The sequence below is a fragment of the Paenisporosarcina quisquiliarum genome (genome assembly GCF_043641925.1).
Classification (GTDB): Bacteria; Bacillota; Bacilli; order Bacillales_A; family Planococcaceae; genus Paenisporosarcina; species Paenisporosarcina quisquiliarum_A.
Genome location: NZ_JBHZRU010000008.1, coordinates 1 through 18,121, shown reverse-complemented (window position 1 = coordinate 18,121; position 18,121 = coordinate 1). Strand labels below are relative to the sequence as shown.

Genomic DNA, 18,121 nt, shown 5'->3' with positions numbered 1-18,121 from the left:
TTGGAGGAATGTAAATGATTAAAACGTTCGATTACGCGTTACAAACAGACAATATCACGATTGAGCAATTACTTCGTGAAGAATTTAACATTAGCAAAAAAATCATGCATGAAATGCGCATGGCGAAAAGCATTGTTAATGAACAAGGTGAACCAATGGTTTGGCAGCACCACTATCCAATCGGAACTAAACTTACTTTCAATGTGAAAGTAGAGCCTTCCTCTTACGTGGCTACGCATACATGTGAAGTACCGATTTTATTTGAAGATGCTCATGTTCTCGTGGTATCTAAACCAGCAGATATGGCCACTCACCCAAATGATCCAGGTCAAACTGGGACATGTATGAACCATGTAATGGCTTACGTGAAAAAGCATGGTGGCGTATATGCAGAGCATGTCCATCGCTTAGATCAAGGGACAAAAGGTCTTGTGCTTATTGCGAAACATCCATTAATTAAATCCATGCTTGACCGTATGTTAGAAGAAAAACAAATTATTCGTGTGTATGAAGCGATTGTCGATGGATTCATGACACAAAAAAGTGGAACGATTCGCTCTTCCATCGGGAAAGATCGTCATGATTCTGCGCGTCGCGCTGTATCACCTTCTGGTCAAGAAGCCATTACTCATTTTGAAGTGGTTGGCCAAGATGCTAACTTCACAAAAGTACATGTTATTTTAGAAACGGGTCGCACGCATCAAATCCGTGTACACTTTAGTTCAATCGGTCACCCTGTAACTGGGGATCGCATGTATGGTTCTCGTACACGAGCTGACAATTATTCTTTACATGCGAAGAAATTGCAGTTCGTTCACCCGATTACAAAAGAAATGATCGTTGTGGAAGATTACAAATAATTTCGATTTAAAGTAAATGATAGTTGCAACACGTTTAATCTTTACATCTATTTAAACTGAAAGGGACTGTCTCATAAGTCATGTAATGACTTAGAGATGGTCCCTTTTTACATGCTGTGATTTACGTTTTAGACGGACGCTTTCCGCGGGCGGTCCGTGAGCCTCCTCATCGCAAGCTCTTGCGGGGTCTCACCTGGACGCGCTTTTCCCGCTGGAGTCGCCGTCTGCCACTACAATCACTCACTAAGTAAAAAATTAAGCTGAATAATTTATAAAAGCAAGAATAGAAAATGTTTTTTTCTACACCAAAACCCGCTTAGTGGACTAATGTAACAGTCCTTATTTCTTTTCCTATTTAGTTAAATAGAATATCAATTTCTTCCCTATCATAATCTAAAATCCAATCATTATATTGATCGTATAGAAATCTTATCGTTTCTTTATCAGCTGCTAAGATGTCACAACCACGATCATCATATAGATGATAAATTACTTTCTTGGTGAGATTAATAAAATAAATATCATATCCACTTTCAGGATTATTTTTCAATATTGTTGATGGATGAGCAAAGTCTTCATAACTAATCGCTTTTAAAAGTTGGAGATATTTAATTTCATTTTTCTTGCACTGCAGCACAAATCGATGGGTAACATCTTGAACACATGCCCACTCTTCTGCTTCATCTTCGAAAACACTTGGTAAAAGCGAATATTGTAGTTTGTGTAATTTCTCTTTTTGTTTTACGTATTTTAGATATACGTTTAAAGGTTTTTTATGCAAAAATGGATTGTTTTTAGACGTATGAACATCTGTAATGAAAAGAATTTCATCTTCATCATCAAATATTTTTTCAAACAAGGTGGTCGTTCGATTAAAAATTTGAAGCAAATTCTCTTTTTCAGAAAACGCTATGAATGGATTTGAAATTTCAAAACGAATGCTAGATTTCCATGAATAAAATAATGCCGGTCTTAAAATGAGTCCCTGAAAATTCTTTTCTAAAAATGCATGAACAATGTTACTCATTGAATTCCTCCTATTAAATATCTTAAAAATGAAAAGAAAGCAAAGAGAGTAATCACTTTGCTTTCTTCTCATAACCGAATCAATTTCATAATGCGTTGGAGCGAAAATCAACCTTATTCGGATTTTATAATTAATCTTTTATTATAAAATTGACTCAAAAATTAGAAATTAAAATTAAAGTTATCTGGATCTGCGCCTGTTCGTTCATTTAAATTTAATGAATCAATATTTTTCATATCTTCAAAGGATAATTCAAAATCAAAAACATCTGCATTTTCTAAAATTCGCTCTGGAGTCACCGATTTTGGGATCACCGTCAGGTCATGTTGCAAGTGCCAACGAATAATTATTTGAGCAGGTGTTTTACCATACTTGTTCCCAATACGCACTAGTGAAGGTTCATTTAATAAACCGCCTCTTGCAAGTGGAGACCAAGAAGTAATTGCAATGTCGTTTTCCGCACAGAACGTTCGTAAGTCAAATTGAGTAAGTCTTGGAGAAAGTTCAATTTGGTTAACCATTGGCTTAACATTCGCTTTCGCAAATATTTCTTCTAAGTGATGGGCATGATGATTAGAGACCCCAGTTGCTCTGATTAACTTTTCAACATACAGACGTTCAATGGCACGGTACGTATCAACAAACGTCTCTTTTACAGGCCAATGCGTTAAATACAAATCTAAATAATCAAAGCCTAGTTTTTTAAGGGATGTTTCGAATGCTCTTAAAGTTTGATCATAACCCTGATCTGAATTCCACACTTTAGTCGTTATGAAAAGTTCTTCTCGCTTCAATCCTGAAGCACGAACTGATTCACCTACTTCTTTTTCATTAGCATATAAAGAAGCTGTATCAATGGCACGGTAGCCCGTTTTTATAGCCGTCGTCATTGCATGGATCGCTTCATCAGGATTTGTCATTTTATAAACACCTAAACCCAGTCTTGGCATTTCGACGCCATTATGTAGTGTTTTAGTGGATTGTAAAGTATGAATCATGGTCTTCATCCTTTCTTTTCATTCTCTCTCTATTGTACAAATTGACAACTTTTTTTACGAGTCTGAAGCTTTTTATTCAAAAACTATTGCACTTCCACCAATAAACGAATATTATATGGAATGTTGGCAATTTCGTTCGTCTTTTTGAAAGGAGACACACTATGTTTCGCTTAAAAGAACACAATACTAATGTAAAAACTGAAATTCTTGCTGGAATGACCACTTTCTTAACCATGGTTTATATCGTAATCGTTAACCCTTTTATACTTGCTGATGCGGGTGTACCTTTTGACCAAGTCTTCCTAGCTACTATTATTTCGGCTGTGGTTGGTACGTTATGGATGGGATTATTCGCAAATTATCCAATCGCTATTGCACCAGGTATGGGATTAAATGCATTCTTTACTTATACAGTTGTCATTTCATCGAATGGTGAAATTAATTTTATTACTGCCTTCTCTGCAGTATTCATTGCCGGACTTTTATTTATTATTTTATCGTTAACACCTTTACGTAAAAAGTTAATTGAAATTATTCCTGAGAACTTAAAACATGGTATTACTGCGGGTATTGGTTTGTTTATTGCTTTTATCGGATTACGCTTATCGACATTAGTAGAAGCACATCCACAAAACTTAGTAAAACTTGGAGATTTAACAAGTACTCCTGTGCTTCTAACTCTTTTTGGTTTACTCGTTACCGTTATTTTAATGGTCTTAAACGTTTACGGCGCATTATTCTACGGAATGATCGCAACAGGGATCGTTGCTTTCTTTACTGGTCAATTGAAATTTACGGATCAACTTATGAAGCTCCCTTCACTTCCTGAAGGCATCATTGTTTGGAATCCTGTAACAGCTTTGATGGATGTCATTGAATTTGGTTTATTTGGAATTGTCGTTTCGTTCTTGTTGGTTACATTGTTTGATACGACAGGTACGATGATTGGTGTTGCTAAACAAGCTGGTTTAATGAAAGGCAACACGATGCCAAGAGCTCGTCAAGCATTGCTTGCTGACTCCGTAGCGACAACTGTAGGTGCAATGGTTGGAACAAGTCCTACATCCGCTTACATTGAATCCTCAGCAGGAGTAGCAGTTGGTGGACGTACTGGACTAACGTCTGTAACGGTTGCCGTATTATTTATGATTGCTGCTTTCTTTGGACCTCTAGTTGCATCACTATCAGGAGTTGCTGCTATAACAGCTCCAGCACTAATCATTGTCGGTAGTTTAATGATCAGCGCTGTTAAACATATCGATTGGGATACCTTCGATGAAGCATTCCCTGCTTTTATCATTATTCTGACTATGCCTTTAACTTCAAGTATTGCTACAGGTATTGAGTTAGGATTCATCCTCTATCCATTATTGAAAATCTTTAAAGGACAAGCTCGCAATGTTCATCCATTGCTTTATATCTTTGCCGCGTTGTTCTTATATCAATTATTATTCTTACCACATTAAAATAACGACTGGAGTCCTTTGACTTCAGTCGTTTTATCTTTTAGCTTTGCCGGACTTTCTGAAAGACCGATTTTTGTCATATTTAAACCATAGTGAATATTTCTTTTTGAAATGAAGTAAGCTATACTTATTGAAGGTAATGTAATTCTCTTAAGAGGAGGCAACATATATGAACTTACTTCTTATTCTTGGTGTTAGTGTTGCATTCCTTGCTGCGATTTTTACGGCAGGGTACGACGACAAACCAGGTGCACCTGAAAAGAAAAATAATTAATAACACAGCTTGTCCCATTTTTGGGGCAAGCTTTTGTTTTGCATAAAACAGGACTCGCTTCATATGTTAAGGGGTTCTCTTCAGAGCAATCTGCAATGTAATACGATATGATAGTAGCATCGCTTTTAGTGGTACTTTTGACTAATTTTATCTGTTCTTCTTCAACTAAAGCACATCGTTAGTTTAATAACTCGTTAATCGTTTTTGCTGAACTTTTTGAAAGGGTATAGATGGTATGAGTATCATTTACATTCATTATCGTTCCCTGTTCTTCACTTATCCAAAGATAATAGGATTCTTCGCCTATTTCAACTTTATATTCAGGGTCAGCCATATCAACTATACCTTGTTCTTTGTTAGCATTTTCGAACGCATTAACAAAATTACTAACAACTTTAGAGTCTGTAAATGAAGTCAAAGAGTCTTTTTTAATATTCGAGAAGCTTTCCATTTCATAAACATCTATTTTCTCGATATTTTTAGATGAACATCCACTAACTAAAAGCAAAGTAAAAACTATAAATATAAATAATAGAGACAACCTTTTCAACGAAACACCACCTTATGAATAGTTAGACTAATCCAAGTAAATAAAGTTTCACATTTACTTTCGATTATTGAACTAAACTGCTGCGTTAGTTCAATAAGAAAACTATTTATTTCCTATCACTCTAGCTATGTCAAATAACCTTTGATTTATCTCCACAATTTCCGATGCAATATATACACTTGAACAAGCTCTGACAAATAAACAAGTTACCTTGATTAAGTTATAAACTTTATCACTCAATTACAATCTCTCACATATCTTTCTTTTTGCACAATATTTACATATTCTCACTATTTCCACACCATTAATAAAATTCCTTCATATTCAACTAAACTACTCCGTTAGCCATCCATGTAACTAAAAATGATAGCTACACCACAGATCCTGAAAGAATATTACGTTCTTTCATAGGAGTCGAATAAGGTATTTACCTTCTAATTGTAGATATTATTGCTTAAAAGAATTCTTCTGAAATTTTGAACTGAGAGTTTTATTTTAATTTATCCAAGATAAGTCTTTTAAAATTTTCTCTGAAAATCCTACAATTGTTAAAATTATTACTCCTATCGGCAACAGCAAAACAATATAGTAAAACCAGTTAGATGCATCATCTATAGCAACAATGGCAAAGAAAAAATAAAATAACACAAATATTGAAATATAATAGCTAAATTTTAGATCAAATTTCCATAGTGCAATTGAAATCGCAGTTAGGACAATAAATATCATTAAATAAAATGGTAGGTCGGTTATATCAACATTCGTATACCTGGTAGACCAATAAAATAATAAACACCCTAAAATACCCAAAATTATATGAAATAAAATTCTATTTTTATTCATAGTTATGTCCCCAATATTATTTAATATTTGCCCAATAACCTTTTGTCGTCTCGTAAAAATTATTTGTAGAAATATACGATTCATAGTCTTTCCTTTTTATTAAAAAAAATTGACATGTGCAACTAACTTAAGACATGCCAATAAGACCTTTTTATTCAACTAAACTATCTCATTAGTGTAAGTGAAACTCTTCACGCTCTCTAAACAATATTATCATAAATAACCAATTAAACTTTTTGAATATTTATATTGAAGAAATAGAAATGTAACAAACTCGTCCATATCTGAACAAAACACTACTGGTTATTAAAGAGATAGGATTAGTTTTTACTTTAAGGAAGGAATGCATTATTTTAAGTACTATTTTACATATAAAGAGAAGAAACCCATCAATCTTATCACACAAGATTGCTGGGTTTCTTACTGCTAAGGGTTTAATCTATTGTTGCTACCGATAATTGGTCATATGTTAACTAACGCGGCCGGAAAGGTTCCTTTATACATTTTCTGATATTGGGGTAGCGTCAGGAAAATGCGGATTTACAACGATAAAGAATTTCCTTTTTAAAAAGCCCAACTTCTCTAAAAATCAAAAAAGAGAAATTGAGCTTTTAAGTTGCTTCATTTAAAGTAAATATAAGAATCTCATTTTTAAAAAAGTGCAGATTATATTATTAAATTGATATATACAAGCATGATACCTAAGTCTGCAAGTACATGACTAATAATTGGAGCAATAATTGATTTTAATTTATATCTAAAAAATCCCCACATCACCCCTGCTAAAAAGACAGGTAGAACTGCTAAAAGATTAAAAGGAAAACTAAAAATAAAATAAACGGACATTAAGTGATACAAACTGTAGAAAAATGCAGTAATGGAAATTGAAATTGTAGCTCCTAATTTACTTTCGAGCTCGCCGTACATAAATTCTCGCCAATATATTTCTTCCAGTATTGGGTTAATGATAATAAGAATTAGAACAAGCCAAAAGACATTAGCACCAGTGAAATTCCACTCAATCAGAAGTTCTCTAAGCTCAGTAAGATTGAAAACAGAATTTTTTAAAAAATAGACCGTTCCATATATTGCTGATAAACAAATAAGTCCACTAATCAATCCAACTAAAATGGACTTGGCATGAACTATGAGTTTCTGCTGATGACTTTTTCGAAGATTAAATAAAGAAAATAGTAATAGCCAGCCATAAAAAAGTATAAATGTAATTGGTACATTCTTGAAAGTTACTAGGCCAATATAAATCATAATTGTTGGACCAATTAATAATAGTAGCAGTTTATACATAAATCCTCCGTATGTTTGTGTTTACCTGAAATTAGAATATCAGCTCTTGTGTATTTATTATTTATTATCTCGAGTTAGCTCAATAGAAATGCTTTGTTTTCCAATTTTATTGGATACCGGTACGAAAACTAGCACACTCGAAACAATTAAAGTAAATGAAATTATAAAGATTACTGGGAAATTAATCTTTAGCGGACCCGGATCGACTAACGCCAACACGAATGATAAAACAAGTCCTACTATAATTCCAATTGTTAATCCAATAAATATATAAAGAAGCACTTGAGTTAATACAATATTATTTAGTCCCTTAGGATTAACCGAGATTGCTCTTAGGATGGCGAATTCTTTTCTCTTAGAAAAGATATTATTAGCAAGCGTATTAAAGACTCCTACCATTATGGAAAGAACCAGGACCACTAAAACAACAATAAATATAGTCCACCGTTGATAAAACATCCGTTCTGACTCTTTTAAAGATTGTTCATAGCCGTTTATTTGAATTTCTGGATAGCGGTCTGTAACAAATTCAAGCTGACTAAGTGTCTCTCCTTCATTCGTTGAATTAACAAAAAGGGTATTAAACTTAGTGAATTCCGTGTTAAAAGCCGTATTTTCCCAATCCAAATAAACAACTTCGGTTGGAGTTATCTGCTTTGAAATTCCTCCAATATGAACGGATCCTTTTAATTCAACACCCTGAATTTCCTCGGAATATAGTCCCAGTCCGACAACGTCGCCTAATTGTAATTGATTTTTCCTAGCAAATTCCTGTGAAACAACCATCATATCTCTCACATCAGCATTGATTAAGTTCGGTAAAATACCCTGTTTCTCCAGTTTCTCTAAATCTCCAAGGACATAATCGATTGTATTAAAACCTTGTTCTGTTTTCAATTCAGCTATTGTAGTATTGCTTACTGTACTTACATTTTGTACAGTTGGAATCTGTTCAACTACCTCGCTTATTTCATGTGGGTTAACTGCTGAATCAACTCCAAGGCGACTCACCAATACGATTGGTGTTGGAAATTGTTCTTTTATATGGTTTGTTTGGTTTGATTGTATCGATTTCAACATGACCGAACCAAATACAGTAATAATCATTAATGCACTTATTGTTAAAATAACAAAAGTATTTTTTCTAACCTGCGGTATGACATTTTTTATTGCCACATAGGATTCATTTCCAAGAACCTTTTGAATAAATGGTAGTAGCCATTGTAGCAGGATTGGTAAGTATACTGGGAATATAGTAAATAACCCAACGATAATCAATACAGCAGCAAATAAGAGTAAGAACACACCGTTCTGTTCTGACTCAGGCATAATCTTGCTGAAAATGATGAGAAACAAACTGATTCCGATAAGTAATTTACCAAACCATGTTCTCAATTTTCTATGTCCGAAATCCAACTTCTCGTTCTCTTCCATAATCTTTAACGGGAGTACTTTGGAGCTTCTGTATGACGGAATCAGAAAAAATACCTGTATTAACATAGAACAGCAAATTGAAATAATAATTGCGAGAACTACATCAAAGTTTTTGGAGGACGCAGTAAAGGAAAACAACGCTTCCATCCAATGATAAACAAACCTTTGAGTAAATATAGTCAATAATAAACCAGTTGCAACCCCTACAACATTTATTATGCTGCTTTGAATCAAAATGATTTTACTCATTTGTTTTGTAGTCGCACCAAGTGAACGCATGATTGCGAATTGGTTTTTATTTTTATACAGTATCAATTCAAAGTTTGAAATGATTAATAACGATGTAACTAATAATACCAAAACCGATAATATCGTTAAAAAAAAAGCTAGTGAATTCAAGTTGCTAATTAAAAACTCATCTTCTTCTGCAATATCAATACGTAATTCTGAATCGAGCTCTTTGAATTGATTCGCCAAAGACACACTGTCAGTACTGCCCTTTGCTTTTATTAACAAATAGGTTGCTTCCGCATGATTCGAGGTCTTAAGAGAAACAAAATCTTTTGCAGTCTCATTAGCGACAATCAGCATGTCTGGTGCAATACCTGTAGCACTTAAATCCTTAATAATTTCTACAAGAGAATAAGGCTTGTTTTCTATCAGAATTTTTTGACCAACATTAATCTTTAAAGCTTTAGCAAGTCCCTCGTTCACAATGACAGATTGATTATCAAGATTTTGTTCAAAGTGATATCGACTTTTAGCTAACTTATTGTTTTCAACACCAACCGTATAGATTTCTGCACCAAGTTGATTAACGGTTAAATGTGTAACAAATACTTTTGAAATTTGCTGGATTTGTGTATTTGAACTAATTTGATCCAATAGTGATTTAGCAATGAATTTATCCTGAATACTATAACCGACAGATAGATCCATATCACCGTACATTTCTTTTACTTCATCCCTTAAAGTTTCCTTCGCATTCGTTGTATACATTACCATCGTAATAACTAAGGAAACCGCTATTGCAATACTAAAAAAAGATGAAAAAACGATAAATTTGTTTGCTCTGAAGAGTCGGAGAGCCAATCCTTGAAGTGAATTCATGTATATTGTTTCTCCATTATTCGTTTGAATTTGGTGATGATTTCATCCATATCTTTCTTCTGATTACATCTATACTCATCCACAATCTCCCCATCATGAAAGAACAGCACACGATCTGCATAAGTAGCTACATTTGGGTCATGTGTCACCACTAACATACTCTGATTGAATCTTTCTTTCATATTCACCAACACTTGTAATATATCGTTTGAAGTGTTGAAATCCAAATTCCCAGTTAGTTCATCGGCTAGTACTATAGGGGGTGCAGTGATGATTGCTCGACCAATTGCAACTCGCTGTTGTTGTCCCCCGGAAAGTTGAACAGGTCGATGACTTTTCCAATTTGTTAGTCCCATGAGTTCAATGATTTCGCTCACCTTACTACTTATAATTTCCTTATTCTCGCCTTTAAGAATCAGTGGAAGGGCAATATTTTCTTCAACTGATAAGTCTTTTAATAAATTGAATGATTGAAAGATGAATCCTATATTCTCACGTCGATAATAAGAAGCCATAGGCTCTAAAAACATCTCTTTCGTCACATGTCCATTTAGCTTAATAGAACCTGTACTTGGCGCATCTAAAGCACCTAGAATATTTAGTAATGTACTCTTTCCTGATCCACTTGTTCCCATAACAGCAACAAACTCACCTCTGAGTAGATTAAAAGAAACATTATTTAAAGCATTCACTGAATATCCTTCGCCTTCATAAACTTTAGATACATTTTCAACAGTTAATATCACATCACTATTTTGCATACTTCACCTCAAAAATTTTTTCAACTTGTTTTGTTAAGACGATTAATAATTATTTTAACTACTGATATAGAATCATTGTTGAATTTAAAATCATAAAACAGATATGGCTCAAAATATATATCCTTATATTACCATTGTATTTTTAATTATCCACTTCCTTATTTCCATTGATATCCAAAACAAAATAAAAAGCACTCCCGAAGAAGTACTTATTGCATTCAATAAAAAAATGCCTTTACCCCTTATTGAAGTAAAGCACCCCGATAATGAAAATATTCCTTATAGCATATCCATAAAAGATAGTACGTGTTCTTTCACTTTTTCCTTATCTTCTTTTGAAATATTATCTAATTTAAACAGTTCAATACTTTCATCGGGAATTAGGATTGTTGACGGTTCCTGAAGTTCTTCCTTTCGATTTTCCCCGTCCTCTACTTGAGTAACATTGGATTTATTGAAGTTTGAATGTATTATTTCTGTTCTTATATAATTTCCTTCCGTATCATAAATATCCTCAATGGCTTTAATATCAGTTTTTACATGATTTTTTCCTTCTTCAATACTCGTTATTGAGTTTACTTTCTTGAAACCAGTTGTTTCAAAAAAACCTTCATCATTTTGTTCTGATGTCTCTGTAACAAATACCTCGATATGTTGAACTTTTTGTACATTACTGCACGCATTTAAAAGGAATATGCTTACTATCAATAAACTCATCGTAAAAAAGTTACTCTTCAAATGTACTTCCCCTTATTAAGAATTTCACCATAAAACCCCATATTCCTTATTGAAGTATTCTGCGGCGTTAGTTCAATAAGAAAAAAGCCACATACACAGCCCAAAAATCTTCAACTTAAGCACCTGTTAGTTGAATAAGAATTTTAATCTGCGACTGTCTTTAATTCAAACTTCATACGGTCTAAATCCCAGACGTCATCATCAGTATTAGAAAAGACAGTTACTTCAAGTTTCTGCCCAATGCTATATTTCTCTTCATTATCAACAGGTATTTCGTAAATATTCCCGCCTTTTCTACCTTCTACCCCGTCATATTCTTTAATAACTAGCATTTCTTCTTCAACAAGTATCTCCTCTACTGTTCCTGTGAAAGTAAAGTCCTCTTGATAATCAGAACAGCCAGTAATAAATAAAAAAATCAATAATAATAAACTTATTGTGATTTTATTTTTCACAATAACACCCCCTTGAAAAATTAGATGCATAATACGTACTAAAGTTTCAAATTGTTGTTCAACTAAACTGCCTCATTAGCCATCCATGTACCTCAAAATAGTTACACCACAGATAATGAAAGAAAATACGTTCTTTCATGGGAGTTGAAGAAGAGCAAATCCTCTGTTTTTAATTATACCAATACTTTACAATTTATCCTGTAAAAATTAAAATTTTCTGTTAATAAAAACCGATGCAGTTTGAAGGTTTTTTAATATCAATTAGCAGACTGATTAGACGTATTACAACTTCTATTGTAGTGCGACCAAATAGTCTGCTAAATATAAAGCAAAAAATAGTGATATTAGAGCAAAAATTCCTATATAACCATATTAAAAGGACTACCAATCCATTTGCGAATTGATAGACCTTTTGTGTTTTGTTTTTAAGTTTTGCACCTCTGAAGAGAATCCCTTATCATAGGAGCGATCCTTTTTCATTACGTTAATTTCGGATAATCTTGCTGACGCAATGCCTCATATATAAGAATGGCAGCTGTGTTTGATAGATTTAACGATCGAATATTTTCATTCATAGGGATTCGTAAGCATGTCTCTTGATTGGCATCGATTAATTCGCGAGGTAAACCAGAAGTTTCTTTTCCAAAAACAAAGAAATAATCTTTTTCTACTTCGCTATAATCATATACCGTGTGCGGCTTAGAGCCGTGCTTTGTTAAAAAGAAAAACTGTCCTTGTGGATATTTCCCAAATAATTCATCCAAGCCATCGTAATAGTGGATATCTACATGTTCCCAATAGTCGAGTCCAGCTCGTTTCAACATTTTATCATCTGTAGAAAAGCCTAATGGGCGGATTAAATGTAATTTCGTATCTGTACCTGCACACGTTCGAGCAATATTTCCCGTGTTTGCTGGTATTAATGGTTGGTAAAGTACCACGTGAATGGCCATGTCGTCACGTCCTCAATATATGGTTTCAAAGGCTAGTCCTTTGTGAATTTCATCTATTACTTCTTGATCTTTTTCTAATTCTAAAGCTTTTTCCAAAGCTTGTTTGCCTTCACTCGTTCCAATTTTCCCAATTGCCCATGCAGCCGTTCCTCTTATGACAGGACGCTCATCCTTCATTAATAAACCAATTAAGTCCGGAACTGCAGAAACTTCCTTGAAATGAGCAAGTGCCAAAATAGCGTTACGTTGGATTGGTTTTTTGCCTCTCCATGAACCAGATACATGACCGTACTTTTCTTTAAACTCCCGATTGCTGATTGTCAGTAGGGGTACGAGCAAAGGTTTAGCAATTTCAGGATCCGCTTTAAACTCTAGTTGGTGTGTGTTTAATTTGCCTTTATTTTTTGGACAAACTGTTTGGCACGTATCGCAACCGTATAATCGATTACCAATTTTCGTGCGGAATTCTTCTGGCAATGTGGTCTTCGTTTGAGTAAGAAATGCGATACATCGTTGAGCATTTAATTGTCCACCTTCAATGAGAGCACCTGTTGGACATACATCCAAACACAACCGACAATCTCCACACTCATCCTCCATCGGTGTATCTGGAGCAAACGGGATGTTCGTAATGATTTCTCCAAGGTAAACATAAGAGCCAAACTCTGGTGTAATGACAGAACAGTTTTTTGCGCTCCATCCAATGCCTGCTCGCTGCGCCACCGCTCTATCCGACAACTCTCCTGTATCGACCATGGAACGAGTTTGCGCATCTGTTAAAGACTCTTTAATATATTGTTCTAATTTCCCTAAACGATCGCGTAAAACCGTGTGATAATCCATCCCCCAAGATGCTCGGGCAAAAATGCCTCTACGTGCACCTTTCTTTCCTAGAGGAGCATCTTCCATTCTTGATGGATAAGCAATCGCAATCGAAATGATGCTTTCAGCTTCATTTAATAAAAGCGTAGGTGTCGTCCTTTTTTCAATATCTGACTCCTCGAATCCAGACTGAAACCCTAATTCCTGCTGTCTTTTCAAACGATTTTTAAGCTCACGAAAAGGATCGGCTGATGAAAACCCGATTTTGTCGATTCCAATGGAATGTGCATATTCAATTAACTCTTGCTGAAATTGGTTCACATTCATGAAATGACCTCCCTTCTTGTGCTAAACTGTTGAAAAAACATGTAGGTGATTATATGAAAATTTCCATTGACCCATATATTTTTCAATTAGAACCTCAACTTAAAATAGGTATTAATCATTATACCAAATTTGTGACGTCAGAATCGCCTCAAATGTTAATAGGTCGTATGCAATTATTTCAAGAGCATCTATTTTTTGATTTAGAGGATAAAGAATTATCATCCGTCCAAGGTGTTAAAGAATGGCGAGAGTTATGGAAAAAGTTCGGATCAGATCCAGGACGCTATAGACCATCTATCGAAGCTCTACTTCGCCGCATTCGAAAACAAAATTACCTGTCCCCAGTGAATAGTGTCATCGATTTAAACACATTCTTTTCACTGGAATATGAAATACCTGTCGGAATATATGATGCTTCGAATATACAAGGGAATATCCAGATGGCCATTGGTAACGCAGATACATCTTATATAGGTTTGAATGGTCGAGACAATCGATTAGATGGCATATTAGCCCTTGTAGATCAACACGGACCTTTTGGTAGCCCGTATGTGGATTCTAAAAGGACTGCTGTGCATGAACAGACTACAGAAGCTTATCAGTTTTTCTTTTTACGTCCTTCCATGGAAATTTCTGAAGCAAAACAAATGCTTGCAGCAGCTGGAAAAATGTTTACCCAAGTGAACGGAGGAGAATTTTCTTCGCTTCTTTTAAATAATAACGAGTTGGAAAGTTAAAAGCGATTTTGATACAAAAAGAAAAACCACTCAATTTTTCATGAGTGGATGACTTCAATTTAATCATTTCGAAAAACCAGCAGCTTGCACAATGCAAGCTGTTTTATTTTTGTTGATTAATAATCATTTCAAGGCCCGCATGTGTTGATCTAAAAATTTGAACATCACGATCTAGAGCACCCATAGTTATCGCTAACTCAGGTTTTATTCCGACTAAAATACACCTTGCTCCAATTAACTTCAAACAATCATGCAATTTTTGAATATGGAACTGAATATCTTGATCGAAATTTAAGACACCACTTAGATCAATAATTACATTTTCAATCCTATGCGACGAACATTCAAATAAAACAGAAGTAAGTAGCAAATCCGAACGCTCCGCATTGAACTCTCCAATTAACGGCAATGCGATCGTGTTTTTCCACACATGGAGAATCGGAATGGAAAGCGTTTTAATTAGCTTTTCTTTATTCTTTTCTTCTTCCGCTTTGGTTGATACATCCATCAACATAATAATGTATCCATCAATTTCTTCAGCATGATTTATGATTGGCGTAACTACGATATCCGTAACAAATCGGTCTTTAATCGTAATTCGCGTCCGATGTGTCGATTTAATCGACTTCATAATTCCTTGTTGACGTTCAGGTCTTTGATGGAAATAGTCCATGCTTTTCCCAATAAAGTCTTCGCTACTTTCTAACTGATACAATGGTGCTATCAGCGTTAATAAATCCGATGCATTACAATTCATCCATCGAATATGAAATTGCATATCTGCAATCAATATATTTTCACCAATACTATTTAATGCGGTTATTACTGAAATATCATTTGGAATCTTACCTACATCTTGCATGTACCTCATCCTATTCTTGGAAACTCATACTCCCATTATAACGAATCTTAACTGGAATACAAACTTGTTGGGAATTTACTTACAATTAAAAAAGGATGCTGACCATAAGTGGCAGCACCCTATCATGTTTATAGATTTTGTCCGTCTTTTACAAATTGAGCTACTGTCAAGGTACGTTTCGTTTGGTGTTTTACCGCACCTTGAACATTTTCAATCATTTCCCCATCTTGATTAACGGATACGCTTGTACCATATGGATTTCCACCAGCTTCATAAAGAACTGGATCCGTATATCCTGGAGCAACTACAATAGCTCCCCAATGGTACATGGTTGTATAAAGCGATAAGGTTGTGATTTCTTGTCCACCGTGTGGATTCTGAGCGGAAGTCATAGCACTTACTACTTTGTTGACTAACTTACCTTTAAACCATAATCCTCCCGTAGTATCTAAGAAACTCTTCACTTGCCCAGGCATATTTCCGAATCGTGTTGGTACACTAAAGATTATCGCATCTGCCCATTCTAAATCATCTAATTTTACTTCTGGAACATCTTTTGTTGCTTCCGCATGTGCTTTCCACGCTGGATTAGAGTCAATTGCTTCCTGTGGAGCAGTTTCTGGAACTTTTAATACCTTTACGTCAGCACCATGTTCTTTCGCTGCTTCTTCTGCCCACTTTGATAATTGATAATTGGTTCCTGTTGAACTGTAATAAACAACTGCTAATTTTACGTTAGACATTATTCCATCTCCCTTAATCGTAAAAATTTTGTTAATTCAATGACTTGAAATACAGATACATTACCCTGTATTCCCTAATTTGACTAAAATATTCCTAGATCATTGTTATCCAATAAACATGCAAACTAAAAACGCCTAAATAACAGACATTGGCTACAATCAATAAATTTCTAACAGTCTTACTGTCACTTAGTTTAGGAATACGGAGAACGAGGATGAATAGTAGTATACTTAAGAAAATTTTTATTAACAAAATGGACAAAGCATCAAATGGAGCCATCAATGGATTAGCTTCAGAAATCAGTGAAGCTGAAACCCCATAATATGTTGCAACTGCATCTATTACATTTAATGAAACCAACAAGTAAGTTAATGCAATCAATACATCACCCTTTCAGTTAAATATAAGTAAGTATGTACAACTTAAAAAGGTCATAAACGAAAAGTCTTTTGCTAAGCATTTATAAAATGATTTTTCAAATAATGCTTATGGAAAATCCTTTTCATTCATAATAAAGGCATAAATGATCCAATTGTGAACATGCTACTAAAAATGGAGGTGCAGTGATTTGGATACAAACAAAGGCAAGGAAAAACAAAAAGAAAACATGAATAGGAATAAAGCAAAAGTCGATCGAGAGGAATTTGGCTATGGATATGATCTCAGCCCAGATGACTTGGATGTGAAAGGACAAAACCGTTCAGCCAAATCAAACACAAAAAGAGAACCAAACCATCCAACGAAAAACGAACCAAAATAACATCAAATTTCACATGATTATTCTTACTATATGAACAGCCATAAGAAAAAACCTAGCTTGCTTCAAAAGAGAGCATGCTAGGTTTTTGAGGTTCATACTGAACTCCGCTAAGTGATAGTATCGAAACCATACAAAAAAGCAGTATCTACATAAAGTAGATACTGCTTTTTCTGATACCCGAGGCCAGACTCGAACTGGCACGCCTCGCGGCACCGCATTTTGAGTGCGGCGTGTCTGCCATTCCACCACTCGGGCAAATTCTTGCTTGCAGACGATAACTATTTAAAATATGGAGGCGGCAACCGGATTTGAACCGGTGATAAAGGTGTTGCAGACCTTTGCCTTACCACTTGGCTATGCCGCCAAACTATTGGAGCGGAAGACGAGGTTCGAACTCGCGACCCCCACCTTGGCAAGGTGGTGTTCTACCACTGAACTACTTCCGCAAAGCTGGGGTACCTGGATTCGAACCAGGGCATGACGGAATCAAAATCCGTTGCCTTACCGCTTGGCTATACCCCACTATTAAGATGGGGCGAACGAGGGGAATTGAACCCCCGAGTGTCGGAATCACAATCCGATGCGTTAACCACTTCGCCACGCCCGCCATAATGAATACGTACTATTTAAAATATGCTTGAAATCAAAAAAAAGATGGGGCGAACGAGGGGAATTGAACCCCCGAATGTCGGAATCACAATCCGATGCGTTAACCACTTCGCCACGCCCGCCACAACATAATATTAAAATATAAATTGGCAGGGGCAGTAGGAATCGAACCCACACTGGAGGTTTTGGAGACCTCAGTTCTACCTTTAAACTATGCCCCTAAAAAATGGTGGAGGGGGGCGGATTCGAACCGCCGAACCCGAAGGAACGGATTTACAGTCCGTCGTGTTTAGCCACTTCACTACCCCTCCAGATGAAGATGGTGCCGGCGAAAGGAGTCGAACCCTCGACCTACTGATTACAAGTCAGTTGCTCTACCAACTGAGCTACACCGGCACTATATATATAAATGGTGGCTCAGGACGGAATCGAACCGCCGACACAAGGATTTTCAGTCCTTTGCTCTACCGACTGAGCTACTGAGCC

18 protein-coding genes and 10 tRNA genes are annotated in these 18,121 nt (G+C 35.3%); 4 read left to right on the top strand and 24 right to left on the bottom strand.

The window, feature by feature from the left end:
- Positions 1-14: 14 nt before the first annotated feature.
- A complete protein-coding gene (locus ACHUE4_RS07505) occupies positions 15-860 on the top strand; it encodes an RluA family pseudouridine synthase (RefSeq protein ID WP_394188750.1) in 846 nt (281 codons plus the stop codon).
- Positions 861-1,215: 355 nt separating this feature from the next.
- Here the strand turns inward: ACHUE4_RS07505 and ACHUE4_RS07500 are convergent, their stop codons facing one another.
- Together ACHUE4_RS07500 and ACHUE4_RS07495 are read right to left on the bottom strand one after the other, a co-directional pair.
- Positions 1,216-1,887, bottom strand: coding sequence for a DUF3885 domain-containing protein (locus ACHUE4_RS07500; RefSeq protein WP_394188749.1), 672 nt, complete (start codon positions 1,885-1,887; stop codon positions 1,216-1,218).
- Positions 1,888-2,048: 161 nt separating this feature from the next.
- A complete protein-coding gene (locus ACHUE4_RS07495) occupies positions 2,049-2,885 on the bottom strand; it encodes an aldo/keto reductase (RefSeq protein WP_394188748.1) in 837 nt (278 codons plus the stop codon).
- A gap of 161 nt (positions 2,886-3,046) precedes the next feature.
- On the opposite strand from ACHUE4_RS07495, the gene ACHUE4_RS07490 reads away from it, so the two are divergent.
- Positions 3,047-4,351, top strand: coding sequence for an NCS2 family permease (locus tag ACHUE4_RS07490; protein WP_394188747.1), 1,305 nt, complete (start codon positions 3,047-3,049; stop codon positions 4,349-4,351).
- A 452-nt stretch (positions 4,352-4,803) separates the two neighbouring features.
- On the opposite strand, the gene ACHUE4_RS07485 is transcribed toward ACHUE4_RS07490, so the two are convergent.
- The 9 genes from ACHUE4_RS07485 to queG form a co-directional block, all read right to left on the bottom strand.
- Complete coding sequence (locus ACHUE4_RS07485; protein ID WP_394188746.1) at positions 4,804-5,175, bottom strand: hypothetical protein; 372 nt, start codon at positions 5,173-5,175, stop codon at positions 4,804-4,806.
- Positions 5,176-5,670: 495 nt separating this feature from the next.
- Positions 5,671-6,018 (bottom strand): hypothetical protein, encoded by a 348-nt coding sequence (locus tag ACHUE4_RS07480; RefSeq protein ID WP_394188745.1) that lies wholly within the window; start codon positions 6,016-6,018, stop codon positions 5,671-5,673.
- Between the two features lie 666 nt (positions 6,019-6,684).
- Entirely contained in the window at positions 6,685-7,323 is a 639-nt protein-coding gene (locus ACHUE4_RS07475) for a CPBP family intramembrane glutamic endopeptidase (protein ID WP_394188744.1), read from the bottom strand.
- 57 nt (positions 7,324-7,380) lie between these two features.
- Positions 7,381-9,867: an FtsX-like permease family protein gene (locus tag ACHUE4_RS07470; RefSeq protein WP_394188743.1), complete on the bottom strand. Its 2,487-nt coding sequence runs from the start codon at positions 9,865-9,867 to the stop codon at positions 7,381-7,383.
- Positions 9,864-10,628 (bottom strand): ABC transporter ATP-binding protein, encoded by a 765-nt coding sequence (locus ACHUE4_RS07465; protein ID WP_394188742.1) that lies wholly within the window; start codon positions 10,626-10,628, stop codon positions 9,864-9,866. Before ACHUE4_RS07465 ends, ACHUE4_RS07470 begins: the two co-directional genes overlap by 4 nt.
- Positions 10,629-10,907: 279 nt before the next feature.
- On the bottom strand, positions 10,908-11,366 hold the full coding sequence (locus ACHUE4_RS07460) for a hypothetical protein (protein ID WP_394188741.1): 459 nt from the start codon (positions 11,364-11,366) through the stop codon (positions 10,908-10,910).
- A gap of 143 nt (positions 11,367-11,509) precedes the next feature.
- A complete protein-coding gene (locus tag ACHUE4_RS07455; protein ID WP_394188740.1) occupies positions 11,510-11,821 on the bottom strand; it encodes a hypothetical protein in 312 nt (103 codons plus the stop codon).
- A 479-nt stretch (positions 11,822-12,300) separates the two neighbouring features.
- Positions 12,301-12,774: a tRNA (uridine(34)/cytosine(34)/5-carboxymethylaminomethyluridine(34)-2'-O)-methyltransferase TrmL gene (gene trmL, locus ACHUE4_RS07450; protein ID WP_394188739.1), complete on the bottom strand. Its 474-nt coding sequence runs from the start codon at positions 12,772-12,774 to the stop codon at positions 12,301-12,303.
- A 12-nt stretch (positions 12,775-12,786) separates the two neighbouring features.
- On the bottom strand, positions 12,787-13,923 hold the full coding sequence (gene queG, locus ACHUE4_RS07445; protein ID WP_394188738.1) for a tRNA epoxyqueuosine(34) reductase QueG: 1,137 nt from the start codon (positions 13,921-13,923) through the stop codon (positions 12,787-12,789).
- Positions 13,924-13,976: 53 nt separating this feature from the next.
- Here queG and ACHUE4_RS07440 point away from each other — a divergent pair, with 53 nt between their 5' ends.
- Positions 13,977-14,660, top strand: coding sequence for a B3/B4 domain-containing protein (locus ACHUE4_RS07440; protein WP_394188737.1), 684 nt, complete (start codon positions 13,977-13,979; stop codon positions 14,658-14,660).
- 103 nt (positions 14,661-14,763) lie between these two features.
- Here ACHUE4_RS07440 and ACHUE4_RS07435 read toward each other — a convergent pair whose 3' ends face one another.
- The 3 genes from ACHUE4_RS07435 to ACHUE4_RS07425 form a co-directional block, all read right to left on the bottom strand.
- Complete coding sequence (locus ACHUE4_RS07435; RefSeq protein WP_394188736.1) at positions 14,764-15,522, bottom strand: STAS domain-containing protein; 759 nt, start codon at positions 15,520-15,522, stop codon at positions 14,764-14,766.
- Between the two features lie 128 nt (positions 15,523-15,650).
- Positions 15,651-16,265 (bottom strand): NAD(P)H:quinone oxidoreductase, encoded by a 615-nt coding sequence (gene wrbA / locus ACHUE4_RS07430; protein WP_394188735.1) that lies wholly within the window; start codon positions 16,263-16,265, stop codon positions 15,651-15,653.
- A 94-nt stretch (positions 16,266-16,359) separates the two neighbouring features.
- A complete protein-coding gene (locus ACHUE4_RS07425; protein ID WP_394188867.1) occupies positions 16,360-16,626 on the bottom strand; it encodes a DUF5658 family protein in 267 nt (88 codons plus the stop codon).
- A gap of 208 nt (positions 16,627-16,834) precedes the next feature.
- On the opposite strand from ACHUE4_RS07425, the gene ACHUE4_RS07420 reads away from it, so the two are divergent.
- A complete protein-coding gene (locus ACHUE4_RS07420; RefSeq protein ID WP_394188734.1) occupies positions 16,835-17,026 on the top strand; it encodes a hypothetical protein in 192 nt (63 codons plus the stop codon).
- A gap of 174 nt (positions 17,027-17,200) precedes the next feature.
- Here the strand turns inward: ACHUE4_RS07420 and ACHUE4_RS07415 are convergent.
- The 10 genes from ACHUE4_RS07415 to ACHUE4_RS07370 all read right to left on the bottom strand — a co-directional run bounded on the left by ACHUE4_RS07415 (position 17,201) and on the right by ACHUE4_RS07370 (position 18,121).
- Positions 17,201-17,281 (bottom strand) — tRNA-Leu (locus ACHUE4_RS07415).
- A 35-nt stretch (positions 17,282-17,316) separates the two neighbouring features.
- Positions 17,317-17,390 (bottom strand) — tRNA-Cys (locus ACHUE4_RS07410).
- A 7-nt stretch (positions 17,391-17,397) separates the two neighbouring features.
- Positions 17,398-17,472: transfer RNA gene (locus ACHUE4_RS07405), tRNA-Gly, on the bottom strand.
- Positions 17,473-17,476: 4 nt separating this feature from the next.
- Positions 17,477-17,548 (bottom strand) — tRNA-Gln (locus tag ACHUE4_RS07400).
- 9 nt (positions 17,549-17,557) lie between these two features.
- Positions 17,558-17,633: transfer RNA gene (locus tag ACHUE4_RS07395), tRNA-His, on the bottom strand.
- Between the two features lie 48 nt (positions 17,634-17,681).
- Positions 17,682-17,757 (bottom strand) — tRNA-His (locus tag ACHUE4_RS07390).
- A 25-nt stretch (positions 17,758-17,782) separates the two neighbouring features.
- Positions 17,783-17,856, bottom strand: a tRNA-Trp gene (locus ACHUE4_RS07385).
- 6 nt (positions 17,857-17,862) lie between these two features.
- Positions 17,863-17,946 (bottom strand) — tRNA-Tyr (locus tag ACHUE4_RS07380).
- Positions 17,947-17,955: 9 nt separating this feature from the next.
- Positions 17,956-18,031: transfer RNA gene (locus ACHUE4_RS07375), tRNA-Thr, on the bottom strand.
- A gap of 14 nt (positions 18,032-18,045) precedes the next feature.
- Positions 18,046-18,121, bottom strand: a tRNA-Phe gene (locus ACHUE4_RS07370).